The following is a 16418-nucleotide window of genomic DNA, read 5'->3' as shown; positions in this document are numbered from 1 at the left end:
GGGAGAGCCCAGATGGACGTACTCGTGGTGGCGGACCAGCGCGGGGAGGCGATCGGATTTATCGACACCGATTCGGCCTCGCTGACCGACTGGTGGCGCGGTCAGGTTGTGGCCGAACACGCCGGAATCCTGCCGCTCGGCGGCGGAAAATGCGCCTGGGTGGACGACGCCGGCGGTGCGCTGGTGGTGGTTGATGCTCTGGCCCGACAGGTGCGCGAACGGGTGTCGGTGGCGATCCCCGGCGAGCATCTGGCGTGTGATCCGAGTGGTCGTTTCCTCGGCGTGTCGACCGGGTTGGGTGCCTCCTGGGAGCCGTGGAGCGACCTGGTGAGCGTGGTGGATCTGGACGCCCCCGAGGGACCCCGGTCGCGCCGGGTGCGCACCCGAGCGGGGGAGCCCGGTGTCATTGTGACCGGGGGTGCGCATCCACCCCGCGTGGTGCTGCGCCACCGGGAGCCGGGTGCGCTGGAATCGCTGGATGTGGCGGAGATTCTGCGGGTGGGTGTGCACTGTCCCGAGCTGCATGCGGACGAGATCTTACCGATCGGTGACACCGGTCACGGCGATGTCTACGATCCGGTCTCGGGGCAAATGTGGGTCGCCACCGACCGTGGGCTCGAGTGCTTTGATGTGACCGGAGTGGTGCCTCGGTCGCTGGGGGTGCGCCCCTGGGTTGCCCCGGGTCGCGCCTACTTCCTGCGCTTTTGCCCGCGCCGCCGGGTCATCGTTGCGGTCCTCAGGCAGGGCGGCGACGCTCCCCGCGACTGGGCCGACTGGGAAAACACGCTCTGGGTGCACACCATCGATACCGGACAGACGCGCACCGCGCCGCTGGGGCGGGGACTGATTTTTCGATTTGCGCTCACGGCGACCGGGATCGCGGTGGCGCGGGTGCACCCCGAGGGGGATGACCTCGCGGTCTTCGACCTCGATGCGGCGGAGGCGCAGGTTGGGAACGATCCGGCGAGGAGTCTCGCGGCCCCGCCCGTGGGCGAACGCGCGCCCGTGGCGGGGAGCCCTCTCGGTCTGCGCGGAACCTGGAGCCTCACCCCGATGGATCGGGCTCCAAAACCCGGGGTCGAGCCCTGGGATGATGCGGACCGGCGGGCCATCGCCGCATCCGCACGGGATGAGCGTGTCGCACTGACCCGGGGTGGACACGGCGAGGTCCTGCTGATCGACACGGGCAATCCCTCCGCCTCGCCGGTCACCATTCGGGTACCCGGTGCCCTGCGGGACGGCGGACACCTCGCCTGGATCGACGCCACGGCACCCGCCCCCGGGGATCTGGTGGGGCGATGAGCGAGGCCAACGTTCTTGAATCGGAGGATGCCCGCCGGGCGCGCGACTACTTCCGGGAGGCCCTCACTCGCTGGGACACCACCGCGCGGCAGGGCATGCCACAGATTGCCCAAGGCATCGCCGTCTATACCTGGCGCGGACCGGGGGAGGACTTCCCCCGGCTCTACCGCGAATCCGCATCCACGCTGGGTGCCGCGTGTGCGCCCGGGCGCTCGCCAACCCCTCCGGATCCTGGCGCGGCACTGCCGGTGCCCGCGGGCCGGGTGGTGCGTGGGTTTGCGCTTGATCCCACCGGGAGGCGGGTGGCCGCGCTACTGGGCGCCCCCGATTCCGAACTCGCCGAGGTGTGGATCCTGGCATCCGACACCGAACCCGTTCGCCTGGACGTTCCGCCCGTGTGGCACGCGCGCCCGGTGTGGATCGATGCCGGGCCGCACCACGAGGCCGCCCTGTGGGTCCTCACCGGCAAGCCGCCGGTTCATGAGGTGTGGCGGGTGGCGGGATCGTCCGAGGATGCGCGTCCGGTGGGCCTGCCCGCGGACCTTGAACACACCCCCGAGGGGCTGCGGCTGCGAATTGAGGGTGATTCGGGCGGCGTTCGGCTCATCGCCCGGCATCCGGGGTCTGCGCCGACCACCTGGATTTTTCGGGACGACGGCTGGGTGCCGGAGCCCGGCAGCGCAGCAGCGCCTGTGCTTGTGCCTGCGACCGTGCCCGCGGATGGCCGTGTCGCGCTGGCCTCCTCCCTCGGCGAGGTCACCGCGCGCGAGGTGGAGGACGCTGTGGTGCTGTCACTCGGAGGAACACCCGTCCATGCGCTGTCCGCGGCCGAACGGCTCCTGGCCCTGAGTGTGAGCGAGGATCAGACCGGGGTGTCCCTTTGGGTGCATAGCGCCTCGCCCGAGCGCCCCGCGGGGGTGGTGTGTGTGGACCTGACCCGCGGATCGGTATCGGTATCGGCATCTGCGTCGGCGTCGGCAGCGGGTCGCGACGCCGAGCACAACACCCACCTGCACCTGACAATCCTCGCCCGAGATGGGACCCCGGTGCCGCTGGTGGTTTCGTCGCGGCGCGAGTTTCTGGAGGGGGACCATCCGCGAGGCCCCCGACCCCTTCTGCTGTCGGTCTACGGAGGATTCGGGGTGCACCATCGCACCGAGGCGGAGCCCACCGTGGCGGCCTGGCTTGAGGCCGGGGGCGTGTTTGTGGCCGCGCAGGTGCGGGGCGGCGGCGAGCTGGGTCCCGAGTGGCATGAGGCGGGCCGCGGGGCACGGAAGATTCGGGCGGTGCACGATCTGATCGATGTGGCTCACGCGCTGGTGGCCGGGGGATGGACCCGCACCGAGGATATGACGGCGCTGGGAGCCTCCCACGGCGGGTTTGTGGTGACCGCGTCGGCGCTGATTGATCCGTCCGCGTTCGGGCGCGTCATCGCGGTGGCCCCCGTGCTGGACACCGTGGACCTGCGCCGCCACGGCCTGGGAACGCAGTGGCTGCACGAGTTTGGTGTGGACGGGGAGACTACGGCTGCCCAGCGCGCCGAGTACTCGCCGCTGCACCTGGCGATCGCCCGGGAACGCGCCGAGAATGTGCCACCCATCCTGTGCTGCATCCTGGGCCGGGATGAGCGGGTGGACAACACCGCGGCGACGCGGTTTGCCGCCGAGCTGAACAGTCGGGGCGGGCGGGTGGCGCTGCTGACCGAGGCGGGCGACGGTCATGCGCAGCGTGCGGCGGGAACCCTGCTCGATTTTTCGGCGACCCTGCTCGGCTTCGCCGCGGGGACAACCCCGTGGATGGGAGTGTCCTAAACCGTCCCGATCAGCGCCACCACGCTGGCCCACACACAGGCGGCAATCGTCACGCTGAAACCCAGCAGCCAAAAAACCGACGGGATGTGGGTCTGCCGGGCGAGGATAAAGGCATCCGAGGATTCCAGGTTGCGGTGCTTTCGGCCGTGCGCGGCAAATACGTTGCCGAGGCCACGGATGGATCCCACCAGCAGGGCCAGGCCCACGGTGATCAGCGCATAGGTCTGCATCACCCAATCCGCGTAAACCCATAGCGCGGCGCCGCCGGCGAGGGTGGCCAGGGCGATCAGGATCGCGCCCCATCCACGCAGGAAGATCAGCGAGAGCACCACCAGGATTGCGCCGCCGAGAATCGCGGCCCGGGTGTAGCCGGCGGTCGCCGTGAGGATCAGTGCGGCCCCCACGATCGCCGGGGCCGGGTAGCCCAGGAAGCCCGAGATGACCGCGGTGAAGGATCCACCCGAGCTGATCGTCGAGCCGCCGTGATTGGCCCCCACCCGGATCGCGCGCACCCGGCGGCCCAGCAGCCCGGCCGAGAATGCGTGGCCCAGCTCGTGGACCAGGGTGGTGAACATCCCAAACCAACGCCAGGTTACCCGCGGCACGCTCAGCAGAATCGCGGCCAGGATGATCGATCCGAGGATCAGCGGCTCCAGGGTCACCGGGGTGGTTCGACCGAGGAACGCATCGAGGGTGTCGCCCCAGGAGGCGGGGGTGAGTGCGAGGGAGTGCAGAGAAATGGGGGTGCCTTTCGCGCGGGGAACACCCTATTCTCCCGAGCTTCACTGAACGTTCGCACTACGCTCACCGGCGCGCTCGCCGCACCCCGAAATTGCCGGTACACTTGTGGATACCAACATCGATCCGGCCATCACCGGGGAGTTTTCGGAAGAGCGCGGCCCCGGCCGCGGGTAGAACCGAACGGGTCAGGCCCGTCACAGCCCAATGAAGCGATTCGCCCCCTGCCCGGGGATCAGCGAATAAGCGAGGTGGTACCGCGGCTCATGTCGTCCTCGCAGGAGAAAATCTCACTGCCAGGAGTTGCACATGTCGTATCCGAAGTCCCAGGACTCCCAGCCCGGTGCCGCGTTCGGTATCCAGGCCTCGCCGCGTTTCCCCGAGATCGAGGAGCAGATCCTCGAGTTTTGGCGTACCGATGGGACGTTCCAGGCCTCGATTGACAACCGCGAGGGTGCCCCCGAGTGGACCTTCTATGACGGCCCTCCCTTCGCCAACGGCCTCCCGCACTACGGTCACCTGCTGACCGGCTACGCCAAGGACCTGTTCCCGCGCTTCCAGACCATGCGCGGCAAGCAGGTACACCGCCGCTTCGGTTGGGACACCCACGGTCTGCCCGCCGAGCTCGAAGCCGAGCGTGAGCTGGGCATTACCGATAAGAGCCAGATCGAGGAGATGGGTCTGGCCGCGTTCAACAACGCCGCGCGTGAGGGTGTGCTGAAGTACACCCGCGAGTGGGAGCGTTATGTGACCCGCCAGGCGCGCTGGGTCGACTTCGAAAACGACTATAAGACCCTCGACATCGACTTCATGGAGAGCGTCATCTGGGCGTTCAAGCAGCTGCACTCCAAGGACCTCGCCTATGAGGGCTACCGCGTGCTGCCCTACTGCTGGCGCGACCAGACCCCGCTGTCCAACCACGAGCTGCGGATGGATGACGACGTCTATAAGGACCGTCAGGACCAGACCGTCACCGTGACCTTCCCCTTCGCCGGCGAACGCGCCGACACCCTGGAACTCACCGGCGTGAAGGCCCTGGCCTGGACCACGACCCCGTGGACCCTGCCCACCAACGTTGCCCTGGTTGTGGGCCCGGCCATCAGCTACGCCGTGCTGCCCGCGGGCCCGAACGGTGCCCACGACGGTGGCGACGCCGCCTCGCAGTACCTGCTGGCCGCCGACCTGGTGGGTAGCTACGCCAAGGACCTGGGGTACGAGGATGCCGCCGCGGCCACCGCCGCGATCACCCGCACCCTGGTGGGCGAAGAGCTGGTGGGCACCCGCTACACCCCGGTGTTTGACTACTACCAGACCACCGAGGACCTGGATATGTCGAACGCCTGGCAGATCCTCTCCGACGACTATGTCAGCACCACCGACGGTACCGGTATCGTCCACCAGGCCCCGGCCTACGGTGAGGATGACCAGCGCATCTGTCAGGCCGCCGGCATCCCCGTGGTGCTCTCGGTGGACGAGGGTGGACGCTTCCTCCCCGAGGTGACCGATGTCGCCGGCGAGCTGTGGTTCGAAGCCAATAAGCCGCTGACCAACCTGCTCAAGGAGAAGGGCCGCCTGCTGCGTCAGGCCAGCTACGTGCACTCCTACCCGCACTGCTGGCGCTGCCGGAACCCGCTGATCTACAAGGCCGTGTCGAGCTGGTTCGTCAAGGTCCCCGAGTTCAAGGGCCGCATGGGCGAGCTCAACCAGGAGATCAACTGGGTTCCGGAGAACGTCAAGGACGGCCAGTTCGGTAAGTGGGTGGCCGGTGCCCGTGACTGGTCGATCAGCCGCAACCGCTACTGGGGTTCGCCGATCCCGGTGTGGAAGAGCGACAACCCCGACTATCCGCGCATCGATGTCTACGGATCGCTGGATGAGCTTGAAGCCGACTTCGGTGTGCGTCCGACCGACCTGCACCGCCCCTACATCGACGAGCTGACCCGCCCGAACCCGGACGACCCCACCGGTCAGTCCACCATGCGCCGGATCACCGACGTGCTGGATGTCTGGTTCGACTCGGGCTCGATGCCCTTCGCCCAGGTGCACTATCCGTTCGAGAACCAGGAGTGGTTCGAGAGCCACAACCCGGCCGACTTCATCGTCGAGTACATCGGGCAGACCCGCGGCTGGTTCTACATGCTGCACACCCTGTCCACCGCACTGTTTGACCGTCCGGCGTTCAAGAACGTCATCAGCCACGGCATCGTGCTGGGTAACGACGGCCAGAAGATGAGCAAGTCGCTGCGTAACTACCCGGATGTGAACGAGGTCTTTGACCGCGACGGATCCGATGCGATGCGCTGGTTCCTACTCTCCAGCTCGGTCATCCGCGGCGGAAACCTGGTGGTGACCGAGGAGGGTATCCGCGAGGGCGTGCGCGCCGTGCTGCTGCCGCTGTGGAACTCCTGGTACTTCTTCTCGATGTACGCCAACCTCGCGACCGAGGGCGGCTACGACGCCAAGCGTCGCACCGACTCCACCGACGTGCTGGACCGCTACATCCTGGCCAAGACCCGTCAGCTGGTCATCGAGGTCACCGATCACCTGGAGCACTTCGACACCCCGCTGGCCGCGGCTGCGCTGCGTGACTTCGCTGACGTGCTCACCAACTGGTACGTGCGTCGCTCGCGTGACCGCTTCTGGGCGGGCGTGGACGCGGACGGCAACGGCAGCGAGGCGTTTGACACCCTCTACACCGTGCTGGAAACCCTCACCCGGGTGGCCGCGCCGTTCCTGCCGCTGGTGACCGAGCAGATCTGGAAGGGTCTGACCGGTGGCCGTTCGGTGCACCTGACCGACTACCCGAGCGCCGATGAGCTGCCCGCCGATGACGCGCTGGTGGCCTCGATGGACCAGGTCCGTCAGATTGCCTCGACCTCGCTGGCCCTGCGCAAGAAGGCCGGTCTGCGCGTGCGTCTGCCGCTGGCGACCCTCACCGTGGTGGCCGCCGACACCGCGGGCCTCGCGGCCTTCGAGTCGACCCTGCGCGATGAGCTCAACGTCAAGTCCGTCGAGTTCGTGGAGCTCGCCGAGGACAGCGCCGCAAGCTATGGCATCACCTCAAAGCTCGCCGTGAACGCCCGTGCCGCGGGTCCGCGCCTGGGCAAGGAGGTGCAGACCGTGATCAAGGCGGCCCGCGCCGGCGACTGGAGCCAGGAGGGGGACGTGGTCACCGCCGGTGGCATCGCCCTCGAGCCGCACGAGTACGAGCTGACCCTCGAGGTGGGCGATGGCGGTTCGGCCGACAACGCGCTGGCCCTGCTGGCCGGTGGCGGATTTGTGCTGCTGAACACCGTGACCACCCCGGAGCTGGAGGCCGAGGGCCTGGCCCGCGACGTGATCCGCGCCGTGCAGGACACCCGCAAGGCCGCCGGCTTTGAGGTGTCCGACCGGATCCGCCTGGACCTGGTCTTCGCCGACGCCGCCGACGCCGAGGCCGTGACCGTGGCCACCGAGCTGGTGGACATCGCCGGGGAGACCCTCGCCACCGAGTTCGGGCTGATCGGTCTGCCCGAGGGGTCCGCGCACGCGGCGGCCGAGGGCACCGATTGGCTGGCTGAGGTGCTCGATGAGCGTCCCGAGTTTGCGCAGTCGATCGCCGCGGGCAAGTTCGCCAACGCCGGTCGCTTCATCGTGGCGGTTTCCCGCCTCGACGCCTCCACCGAAATCTAATTCCCACCTTATTTCACACTCAGTAGTGCGATCCGGGTTCGTCCCCGCGGCCCGGATCGCATATCGAAGGGATCGGCTCTTATGACTCACTCCTCCAACGAACCCGAACTTCCCGCCGACGCGGCGGCCGAGGACGCGGCGGAACTCGCCGCGCTTTCCGGGCCGCTGGGTCTTCCCGTCTCCGATCCGTCGGATGTGGGGGAGGACGCCGAAACCGACGTGGATGAGGAAATCCTCAACAGCGAATTCGACACCGACCGTGCGGCGGTCGTGTTTGCCAAGCTGATGCAGCGCACCGGCGAGGTGGCCCCCGAGCCGCGCCTGGATGCCACCGCCCGCGTGCTGGAGCTGCTGGGTGACCCGCAGCACCAGGTCCCGGTGATTCAGATCACCGGAACAAACGGCAAGACCAGCACCTCGCGGATGATCGAGTCGCTGCTGCGCGCCCACGGGCTGCGCACCGGGCTGTTTACCAGCCCGCACCTGGTGCACTTCACCGAGCGCATCTGCATCGACGGTAAGCCGATCGCCCACGCGGCGGTGGCCGATAACTGGGACGACATCGAGCCGTTCCTGGAGATCGTGGACGCCGAGCTGGTGTCCGCCGGCAAGCCGAAGATCACCTTCTTTGAGGCGCTGACCATCCTCGGATTCGCCTGCTTCGCTGACGCCCCGGTTGATGTGGCCGTGGTTGAGGTGGGCATGGGCGGCACCTGGGATTCCACCAACGTCGCCAACGCTCAGATCGCCGTGCTGACCCCGGTGGACCTGGATCACGTGGGCAAGCTCGGCCGCAACATCGCCGAGATCGCCGCGACCAAGGCGGGCATCATCAAGCCCGGCGCGATCGTGGTGTCGGCCGCGCAGAAGCCCGAGGCGCTGGAGCAGATCAACGCCCGCGCGGCCGAGGTCGGCGCGACCGTGGTCCTGCAGGATCGCGACTTTGAACTCACCGAGGACATCGTGGCCGTGGGTGGCCAGCAGATCACCGTGCGCGGTCGTGCGGCCACCTATTCCGAGCTGTACCTGCCCTTCTACGGGGATCACCAGGCACAGAACGCGGCCGTGGCAATCACCGCGGTCGAGGCGTTCCTCGGCGACGGGGAGCGTCCGCTGGGCGAGGAGCCGCTGACCGAGGGCCTGGCCCTGGCCACCAGCCCGGGACGCCTGCAGCTGATCGGCACCGACCCCACCATCCTGGTGGATGCGGCCCACAACCCGCACGGTGCGCGTTCGCTGCGCGCGGCGATCGAGCGCTACTTCGACGTGGATGAGGTGGCCCTGGTCGCCGGCATCCTCAGCGATAAGGACGCCGCCGGAATCTTCCGCGAGCTGGCCCCGATCGTGACCACCGCCCTGGTGACCCGCTCCAGCTCGGAGCGTTCCACCGACGTGGATGCGCTCGCGCAGATCGCCCTGAGCGAGCTGCCCGACACCCTGGTTGCCCCGTATGAGGAGCTGGTGGACGCGCTGCTGGCAGCCCGCGAGTGGGCCGATGAGGCACCGCGCCGCATGGTTGTGGTGACCGGATCGATCGTGCTGGGCGGCGAGGCGATCGAGATCGCCGCCGACCGTGAGTGGAAGGCGTAGTCGTGGCGGGACGAGTCCGGCGCCAGCGCGGCGTCAAGGAGATGTTGCTGTCGATCATCCTGGGTTTTGAACTGATCATCATCGGCCTGGCCTCCCTGACGGTGTTTGGGCTGAAGGCCGCACCGGGCGAGCCCTGGTATGCGCTGGTGGGTGGCGGCGTGGTCATCGTGATCATGCTGGTTGCCCTGGCCACGCTGAAGAGCCCGCTGGGCGAGATCCTCGGCTGGGTGGTCCAGGCGTGCCTGGTGGCCGCGGGTTTCCTGGTGGGCGAGATCTGGGTGGCCGCCGCGCTGTTCCTGGCGCTCTGGATCTACGGTGTCTACAAGGGCACGCAGCTCGACGAGCGCAACGCCGCCTTCCGCCGGCACCAGGAGGCGACCGGCGAATAGCCACCGTTTCCCTGCCACCTCAACACACGCCGCGGCGCGGGTCCTTCGGGATCCGCGCCGCGGCGTTTGTGTGTCCGCGACCGTGTCCACCTTGTCCTGCGGCCACAGCCTGCCTCTCGCCTAGATCCCCAGAACCGCGGCATTTTTCCCCTTGAAGGCACGTTCTTTTCTGGCGAAGCCTGGGATTCGTCCCCCCTTCGACGTAGCGTTCTCGCAACGGACACCGCTTCGAGTGTCCCTCTGCGAAAGGAAAGAACATGACGTTAGCGTTGGTGAGACGATTTGGGCTGAGTGTAGCTGCCGCCTCCGCATTGCTTGTGCCGTTGGCGCTCCCGATTGGAGCATCGGCTACCCAGGCGGGGTCGACCCAGGATGGTTCCTCGGTAAATGCTGCAGCGCCCAACTGGTTGCACGTTGGATATTCGATGCAGTATCCCGCCGAAGGTGGGTTTTGGCAGTACGGGTTTAAGAACGCGGCGATCCGGTCGTACTACACGGTGAACCGCGTACATGGCAGCACGGTGGTTCTGAACGGGAGCGAAACCGTGCGCAGTGTGGACACCGCTCCCCAGAAGAAATCCATCGCGGAAAAACCTGCCTTGAACTATTGGGGCAACGACGATGCCTACTACTATCGCGTTCTGTAGCGGGAGGGGCACGGGTGGTGCGTAAGCGCGGGGTGGCGGGGATCGCGGTGGTGGCCTGTGTCCTCATCCTGATTCTTGCTGCCCTGATCACCGACTTGCGGGATCGTTCGCTTCCCGAGGCGGTGGGGGCACGGGCGAGTGTCGTGCTGACATATCCGTCCGGTGCGACCGACGACGCCCGTCTCAGATCCGACCTTGCCGCAGCGAGTGCGCGATTCGGGTTGGGGCTGGTGCGGGCACTTCCGGCGGCGGTATCGGGAGGTGGATCCGTGTACGCGGAGCTGGAACGGGAGCGTGATCGCCCCAAGAGCGTTCCTCGATTCGGTCCGCTGCCCGCGGCTAGCCTGGTTGGGGCGGATCGGCTTGAGTCGAGCCCGACGGCGGGGGAGTATCTGGTTACGGGGACAACCGCGGACCGCGCCGGTTTCGCTCGCTGGGCACGTTCGGTCGCAATCGATATGAGTTGGCGTCAGGACTCCCCGGGGGAGACTATCCGCCTGGTGCTGAGCCAACCGAGCTTTCTCATGGCGACGCTTGCGGTCTTCGGGCTGAGCATTGTTTCCATGCTCGGCTGGCTCACGGTCCGAGCGCGCGGGCGAGCGCTCAGTATCCTGGCGGGGATCCGTCCGAGCAGGGTTTTGCTTGCGGATATTCGCCTCTTTAGCGGCACATTCCTGGGAACCTCCACCGCGCTGACGGCCGTGACGGCGCTCATTGTTGGGCTGTGGCGCGGCTGGGTATTTGTGCCGCGAATCGCCACCCTCCTGGCGGGCGGAATTCTCACGGGGTGGATTCTGGCTGTTCTGGTGGGGGTCTCGGTAACGGCCGCATCTCTTCCGACGTCACGGATGCTGGCTCGGCGGATACCGCCCATGCGTGCACTGGGACGCGTGGGTGCGATCGCTCGAGTGATCCTGCTGGCCGCGGTTTTGGGAATGCTGTCGCCCGCACTGAGTGCACAGGCGCACGCTTCGGACGCGGCGCGTCAACTCTCGCAGTGGGAAAGTCTGGGACAGCGCACGGAGATCGTGATCCCATCCGGTACCGAGGAGCGGTGGCAGCGTCTGAGAACCCCGGTTGCGGCCATGCTGCGCGCTGCCGATGAGCGCGGCTTGGCGGCGCTATCGATCGTCTGGGAGCGGGAGCAACTGCGTGAGTATGGGGTAACCGGAAATATCCCGGCGGCGATCATGTTTGCCACGCCGCGCTGGTTTCCCGAGGATCGAGTTCCCGCGGGAACCCGCAATCGAGCCTCGCAATCACTGCGCGAATCCTTTCGGCAGGATCTTGAAAACTGGACCGGGACGTCCGAGCAGGCTCGTTCTGTTTCAGAAAGTCTCGAGCTGTTGACTCCGGTGCCGGGCACCGATGTCCTCGGAGTGGGACTCGGAAACGGCACCCTGGACGCGCGACCAGGGGTGGGAATCGTGATGTTTGAAAACCTTAACGTGTTCAATAATGATTTTCTCGCGGCACTCGCAACCAGCGGCAATATCGTGCTTCGTGATCGTGAATCGGCCCAGCAGCTGCTCGCCGAATTTGGGCTACAGGGTGAGGTGCGCGCACGCTACATTGCCGAAAACGGGCTGGTTCAGGCGCAGTTCGCCGCGGGTTTTGCCACGCTGAGCGCCGCGGCCTTGGCCGCGCTCATACTGGGGCTCGTGTTGGCCACCATCCTGGGGGCGCGCATTCACGCGGAGGTGAATGCGCGGGCCGACCATCCGCTCCGGGTGGCCGGCGTGCGGCCGCTGCGTGTCGTGGCCGCCCGGGTCCGAACCGAGAGCATTCAGGGGGTCGTGGTTGTCGTGATCATCACCGCCATCGTTGGTATCACCCAGCAACCGGGGTTCTGGGTTATTGGCGGGGTGGGACTGTTCGCGATCCTCCTGGCCCCGCTCACCCATGTGCGCGCGGGGCAGCGCGTATTCACTCACCTGCGTCGCCGACTCTTTTAGGAGACCTCATGCACATCGAAACCCGGAACATCGAGGTCCGCCTCGCCGATCACACGCTGATTCGAGGAGTCTCGCTGTCCTGTACCCCGGGAACCATTACCGCGCTCTCCGGACCCAGTGGCAGCGGTAAAACCACGCTGCTGCATGCCCTTGGGCTTTTGCTCCCGATTTCACGCGGCACGCTCCTGATAGACGGTGCCGATTTCTCTCGTGCATCGGAGCGCGCCCGTCGCGCGTTCTGGCGTGCGCATGCTGCGTTCGTCTTTCAGGACTATGGCACCATCGAGGAGCGTACGGTTGCGGCCAACACGGTCATGGCGCTGGGCCCACTCGGAGCTACCGTGCGTGGAGACGCCGGAAAACTGCACACCGCCCTGGAACAGGTGGGGCTCTCCGGGCGCGAACGGGAGCTTGCCGCGCGACTCAGCGGCGGCGAAAAGCAGCGGCTCGCGATCGCCCGAGCCATCTACCGCCAGGCGCACCTGATCCTCGCCGACGAACCCACCGCCTCCCTCGATGCCGCCAATCGCGCACGGGTCATGAGCCTGCTGCGTGCGCGAGCGGATGCCGGGGCAACGGTGGTCATCGCGACCCACGATGAGGACTTCGCCGATACCTGCGACACCCGGTTTCGACTCGGATAGTCACGTGCACCCGTGTGACGGGGGATCCTTATCCCGCAGCGTCCGCGCTACCTCGCCACCACCTCTACGCCCAGGGCGGTGCAGAAGGTGATCAGGCGGGGGAGTCCGGCCGTGGGGTCGTCGAAGTCCCAGTGGAGTTCCGCTTCGGGGGCGAGGGCTGCGGGGGCTCGGTCGCCGAAGAAGACGAACGCGCGGTCCGAGTTGCACTGGCGGCTCATATAGGCGATGCCGTCGAACCCCGCTTCGTGGGCGGCGCGTGCCCAGGGCACCGTGTGTTCATAGTGGGCGGCGGGGGTCGCGGTGACCTGGTCGGCACTCACCCCGAGCCGACGGAGGCCGAGGCCCAGCAGCGAGGCGAAGCGGAGCGGGCGGGCCGTGGTGATCCGCGAGAGACGGCGGCCGCGATAGGCGGAGGGCAGGAGCGTGCCGCCGCTCAGCGGGGTGTCGTGGAGCAGGGTTTCGGCGATCGCCGCCTGCTCGGTTTCGGCCGCATAGAGCACCGGAACCCTCGGCTCGCCGAAGAAGGCAAAGCGGGTGGGGGCCCCAAAACCCGGGTTGAAGGTGGTCGCCAGGCGCTCGGCCGCATGCACCCGAAACAGCACAAGGCCCGCGGGGACCTCAATCGTCTCGGGATCGAACGGTTCCGGCGGTGCCGGGACTACCAGCCGGGATTCCATGCGCGCCGGGCAATCTCCAAAACCCGCTCGGGATCGGTGTCGAGGTGGTCTACCGGGCGTGACGCATCGTCAAAGTAGGTGCTCGGGGCGCAGAGCCAGAGCACCGCATCAACCTCGTCCCAGTCGCTGGCATGGGCGAGCGCCACCAGCGGTTTCACACACGGCTTGACTCGTCCCCGCCCCCGATCAAACTGGAACCCCGGATAGACAAACCGGTTGAGCCGTTTGAGGGCCAGGAGCTCGCCGCGTCCACGCATATCGCTGGCGAGTGCCCGAACCGCGCTCGGCGTGGAGGAGGAACCGAGAATCTTGGCCACCTCGGCACTGGTCAGCAGGCCAAACTCGGCATCGATCGCCCGGATCTCGTTTTCCCCCGCCTGGGCGGCGCGGGCGAGCGCCGGGTGTGGGGCCTGGGCCGTGCGGGCGAGAACGCCGGAGAGCTCACTCACCGCGGTCCGGGCGCGGACCCGCTCCAGGAGGTCGGCCACCTCGGCCGGGGTCGCGTCGGCACCGGTCACCGCGCGTACGGCCTCGTGCACGAGGGCGGCATCGGCGCTGCGCTGCTGTTTGATCGACATCATTCCTCCGTTTCCTACGACTGAGTCTAACGTTGGTTCCGCCAGATATCCAGGAAGTTCCCCCGGAAATCCGGGCTTTTCCGCCGCGCGTTCAAAAACATGCCGACTGTTTTGTGACGATTTCCGTGCCGGACACGTCCTAGTTGTGTCGCCGCTTCAGGCGATCCGCACCGGGACGTGCGGACAGGTTTGTGAAGGAGAACATCATGGCTAACGTAACCGGAAACAACCCCCAGACGAAGATCGACCCGGCAGGCGTGGCCGCCGGAAGCCTCGGTGGCAAGACCACCATTGATGACGGAGTTGTCGCCAAGATCGCCGGTATCGCCGCCCGCGAGGTCCCCGGCGTTTACGCCCTCGGTGGAGGTGCCGCCCGGGTGGTCGGCGCGATCCGCGATGCGCTGAACACCACCGACCTCACCCAGGGAATCAGCGTCGAGGTGGGCGAGAAGCAGGCCGCCGCCGACGTGACCATCGTGGCCGAGTACCCGGTGTCGCTGCAGAAGGTTGCCGATGATGTCCGCGCGGCAATCTATCGCGCAATCGAGGACCTGGTGGGACTCGACGTCACCGAGGTCAACGTGACCGTCAACGACGTCCACATTCCCTCCGAGGATGACCACGAGGAGCAGAAGGCTCCGCAGGAGGCTCGAGTCCAGTGAGTAAGTCGGGAGTGGGGGCCGCAATCGGAGCGGTCCTCGCCCTGACCTGGATCGTGCTCGGCTTCTGGGCCTTTGTGCTCGTCGCCGTGGCGATGCTGGTGGGAGCGGGGATCGGCCGGATTGCCGATGGACGACTGGACGTACGCGCCCTGGCGGACGTGTTCCGTGGACGGCGTTCGTCGTCATGACCGGGGACGTCCGAGCCGACACCGGTGAGCGCAATCTCATCGGACGGACCACCGTCACGGGCCGGGCGCTTCAGCATCTCGCGGTGGGACTGGTGCGCGATGCCGCACGGGTGACCGCCCAGGACGTATCGGTTTCCTTTTCGGATGAGGCCGGCGCGTTGAAGGCCACGGTGACCGTTCCGGTCGCCCTCGGCCAGCGTCCGGGGGACACCCTGGGTGCCCGGGCCGAGGCGCTGCGCGAGGCGGTGATTCGGGGACTGGATTCGCTCGCCGGACGCAACGTCTCGATCGTGGATATCCGGTACTCGGGTGTCCGCGAGGTGCGCGAGAGGAGGGTGATATGAGTATCGATTCGAACGTCTATACCCGCGTTCTCCGACGCGAGAGCCACGATTCGCGCACGGCACCGGCCGTGGTGGTCGCGAGCCTGCTGGTGATTCTCTGTGGTGGCCTGCTGGTGCTGGGTATCTGGATGATCATCGATGAGCGCGTGGGTGACACGCTGGCCGAGTTCCTCTCCGGACGCCGCGCGGCCTTCGACGTGGGATCGGTGGCCCTGGGCGCAGGAACCATCCTGCTGGTGCTGGCGATCCTGCTGATCTGGCTGGCCCTCGCACCGGGACGTCGCGACCGACGGTCCCGCACCACCGAGCGGCTGGCAATCCTCGTGGATAACGGGGTTCTTGCCGACACCGTGGCCGACCGGGTTGCCGAGGCCGAGGGGCTCGACCGTGGCAACGTGTCGGTTGTGGTGGGACGCACCCAGGCGAGTGTGCACGTCACACCCACCAGCGGGGTCGCGCTCAATCCCGAATCGGTGCGGGAGGTCGCCCAGGACACACTGGTCGCGGCCGGCTTTCCCAGCACGGTCCGGGTGCGGATCGCCGAACGTGGGGTGGTCTCATGAACGCGACCAACCGCATCGTGAATCGTGCCCTGCTGCTGGTGACCGGACTCGCGCTGGCGATGGTCGGAGTGTTCCTCGTGCTGGCCAGCGGAAAACTGCCGCGGTGGGCCGACGGCCTGCGGGACACCGTGGCCGGCTGGCTCGGCACCCTCGGTGACTGGCTGGGATCGTTCTGGTTTGAACTCCCCGGCGGGGTCGCCCTCTCCGGGGCGGCGGTCCTGTTGATCGCCAAGCTGGTCATCCTATTGGTGCTGCTGATCATCTTCCTCTCCACCCGGGGCGGCGGAAAAACCGCCACGGTTCTGCGCATCGAGGGTGGGCAGGGGGACACCGAGTTGGACGCCAATCTGGTCGAGAACCTGATCGCCGCCCGGCTGCGCGAGAGCACCGATGTGCTCTCGGCCGGTACCGGTGTCTATCGGGTTCGGCGGGCACCGGCGATCCGACTCAGCATCACCCTGCGCCGAGGTGCCCGGGTGCCGCGCGTGCTCGATGAGGTCGAGCGGGCTGTGCGCGACTGGGACGCCCTGGCGGGCACAACGATTCCCGTGATCCTGCACCTGCAGGGTCGGGGATGGCTGGACCGGTGGCGCTCGGCAACGCGGGTGCGCTAGGTCGTCAATTTCATCAAGCGTCAATCTCAATAAGAAGGAGTGGT

General features: G+C 67.3%; 16 protein-coding genes. 13 read left to right on the top strand and 3 right to left on the bottom strand.

Features of this window, described 5'->3' with window-relative positions; genetic code table 11:
* Positions 1–12: 12 nt before the first annotated feature.
* Complete coding sequence (locus IE92_RS0105220) at positions 13–1302, top strand: hypothetical protein (RefSeq protein ID WP_051701819.1); 1290 nt, start codon at positions 13–15, stop codon at positions 1300–1302.
* On the top strand, positions 1299–3113 hold the full coding sequence (locus IE92_RS0105215; RefSeq protein WP_030143814.1) for a prolyl oligopeptidase family serine peptidase: 1815 nt from the start codon (positions 1299–1301) through the stop codon (positions 3111–3113). The genes IE92_RS0105220 and IE92_RS0105215 overlap by 4 nt, the downstream gene beginning before the upstream one ends.
* Here the strand turns inward: IE92_RS0105215 and IE92_RS0105210 are convergent.
* Positions 3110–3775 (bottom strand): M50 family metallopeptidase, encoded by a 666-nt coding sequence (locus IE92_RS0105210; protein ID WP_162178486.1) that lies wholly within the window; start codon positions 3773–3775, stop codon positions 3110–3112. The two genes, IE92_RS0105215 and IE92_RS0105210, sit on opposite strands and share 4 nt — an antisense overlap.
* Positions 3776–4160: 385 nt before the next feature.
* On the opposite strand from IE92_RS0105210, the gene ileS reads away from it, so the two are divergent.
* The 6 genes from ileS (at position 4161) to IE92_RS0105180 (ending at position 12748) form a co-directional block, all read left to right on the top strand.
* Positions 4161–7523 (top strand): isoleucine--tRNA ligase, encoded by a 3363-nt coding sequence (gene ileS, locus IE92_RS0105205; RefSeq protein WP_030143812.1) that lies wholly within the window; start codon positions 4161–4163, stop codon positions 7521–7523.
* 285 nt (positions 7524–7808) lie between these two features.
* The gene (locus IE92_RS0105200; RefSeq protein WP_051701902.1) at positions 7809–9113 is read left to right on the top strand and encodes a bifunctional folylpolyglutamate synthase/dihydrofolate synthase; all 1305 of its coding nucleotides are present in this window, start codon (positions 7809–7811) and stop codon (positions 9111–9113) included.
* Positions 9114–9115: 2 nt separating this feature from the next.
* Positions 9116–9502, top strand: a complete 387-nt coding sequence (locus IE92_RS0105195; RefSeq protein ID WP_051701821.1) for a DUF4233 domain-containing protein — start codon at positions 9116–9118, stop codon at positions 9500–9502.
* 425 nt (positions 9503–9927) lie between these two features.
* Entirely contained in the window at positions 9928–10149 is a 222-nt protein-coding gene (locus IE92_RS18725) for a lactococcin 972 family bacteriocin (protein WP_211250754.1), read from the top strand.
* 14 nt (positions 10150–10163) lie between these two features.
* Positions 10164–12104: a hypothetical protein gene (locus tag IE92_RS0105185; RefSeq protein WP_030143808.1), complete on the top strand. Its 1941-nt coding sequence runs from the start codon at positions 10164–10166 to the stop codon at positions 12102–12104.
* 8 nt (positions 12105–12112) lie between these two features.
* Positions 12113–12748 (top strand): ABC transporter ATP-binding protein, encoded by a 636-nt coding sequence (locus IE92_RS0105180; RefSeq protein WP_030143807.1) that lies wholly within the window; start codon positions 12113–12115, stop codon positions 12746–12748.
* Between the two features lie 47 nt (positions 12749–12795).
* On the opposite strand, the gene IE92_RS0105175 is transcribed toward IE92_RS0105180, so the two are convergent.
* Together IE92_RS0105175 and IE92_RS0105170 are read right to left on the bottom strand one after the other, a co-directional pair.
* Positions 12796–13425, bottom strand: a complete 630-nt coding sequence (locus tag IE92_RS0105175) for an RES family NAD+ phosphorylase (protein ID WP_030143806.1) — start codon at positions 13423–13425, stop codon at positions 12796–12798.
* On the bottom strand, positions 13407–14006 hold the full coding sequence (locus tag IE92_RS0105170) for a hypothetical protein (RefSeq protein ID WP_030143805.1): 600 nt from the start codon (positions 14004–14006) through the stop codon (positions 13407–13409). Before IE92_RS0105170 ends, IE92_RS0105175 begins: the two co-directional genes overlap by 19 nt.
* 203 nt (positions 14007–14209) lie before the next feature.
* On the opposite strand from IE92_RS0105170, the gene IE92_RS0105165 reads away from it, so the two are divergent.
* From IE92_RS0105165 to IE92_RS0105145, 5 genes are read left to right on the top strand one after another with little or no spacing between them, the layout of a single operon-like run.
* Positions 14210–14665: an Asp23/Gls24 family envelope stress response protein gene (locus tag IE92_RS0105165; RefSeq protein WP_030143804.1), complete on the top strand. Its 456-nt coding sequence runs from the start codon at positions 14210–14212 to the stop codon at positions 14663–14665.
* The gene (locus IE92_RS0105160) at positions 14662–14853 is read left to right on the top strand and encodes a DUF2273 domain-containing protein (protein ID WP_030143803.1); all 192 of its coding nucleotides are present in this window, start codon (positions 14662–14664) and stop codon (positions 14851–14853) included. The genes IE92_RS0105165 and IE92_RS0105160 overlap by 4 nt, the downstream gene beginning before the upstream one ends.
* Positions 14850–15197: a hypothetical protein gene (locus tag IE92_RS0105155; RefSeq protein ID WP_030143802.1), complete on the top strand. Its 348-nt coding sequence runs from the start codon at positions 14850–14852 to the stop codon at positions 15195–15197. Before IE92_RS0105160 ends, IE92_RS0105155 begins: the two co-directional genes overlap by 4 nt.
* Complete coding sequence (locus IE92_RS0105150) at positions 15194–15760, top strand: hypothetical protein (protein ID WP_030143801.1); 567 nt, start codon at positions 15194–15196, stop codon at positions 15758–15760. The genes IE92_RS0105155 and IE92_RS0105150 overlap by 4 nt, the downstream gene beginning before the upstream one ends.
* The gene (locus tag IE92_RS0105145) at positions 15757–16374 is read left to right on the top strand and encodes a hypothetical protein (protein WP_030143800.1); all 618 of its coding nucleotides are present in this window, start codon (positions 15757–15759) and stop codon (positions 16372–16374) included. Before IE92_RS0105150 ends, IE92_RS0105145 begins: the two co-directional genes overlap by 4 nt.
* Positions 16375–16418: the final 44 nt, after the last annotated feature.

The organism is Mycetocola saprophilus (assembly GCF_000718085.1).
Taxonomy (GTDB): domain Bacteria; phylum Actinomycetota; class Actinomycetes; order Actinomycetales; family Microbacteriaceae; genus Mycetocola; species Mycetocola saprophilus.
The sequence above is the reverse complement of the archived record's forward strand: the minus strand, read 5'-3'. Positions and strand labels throughout refer to the sequence as shown.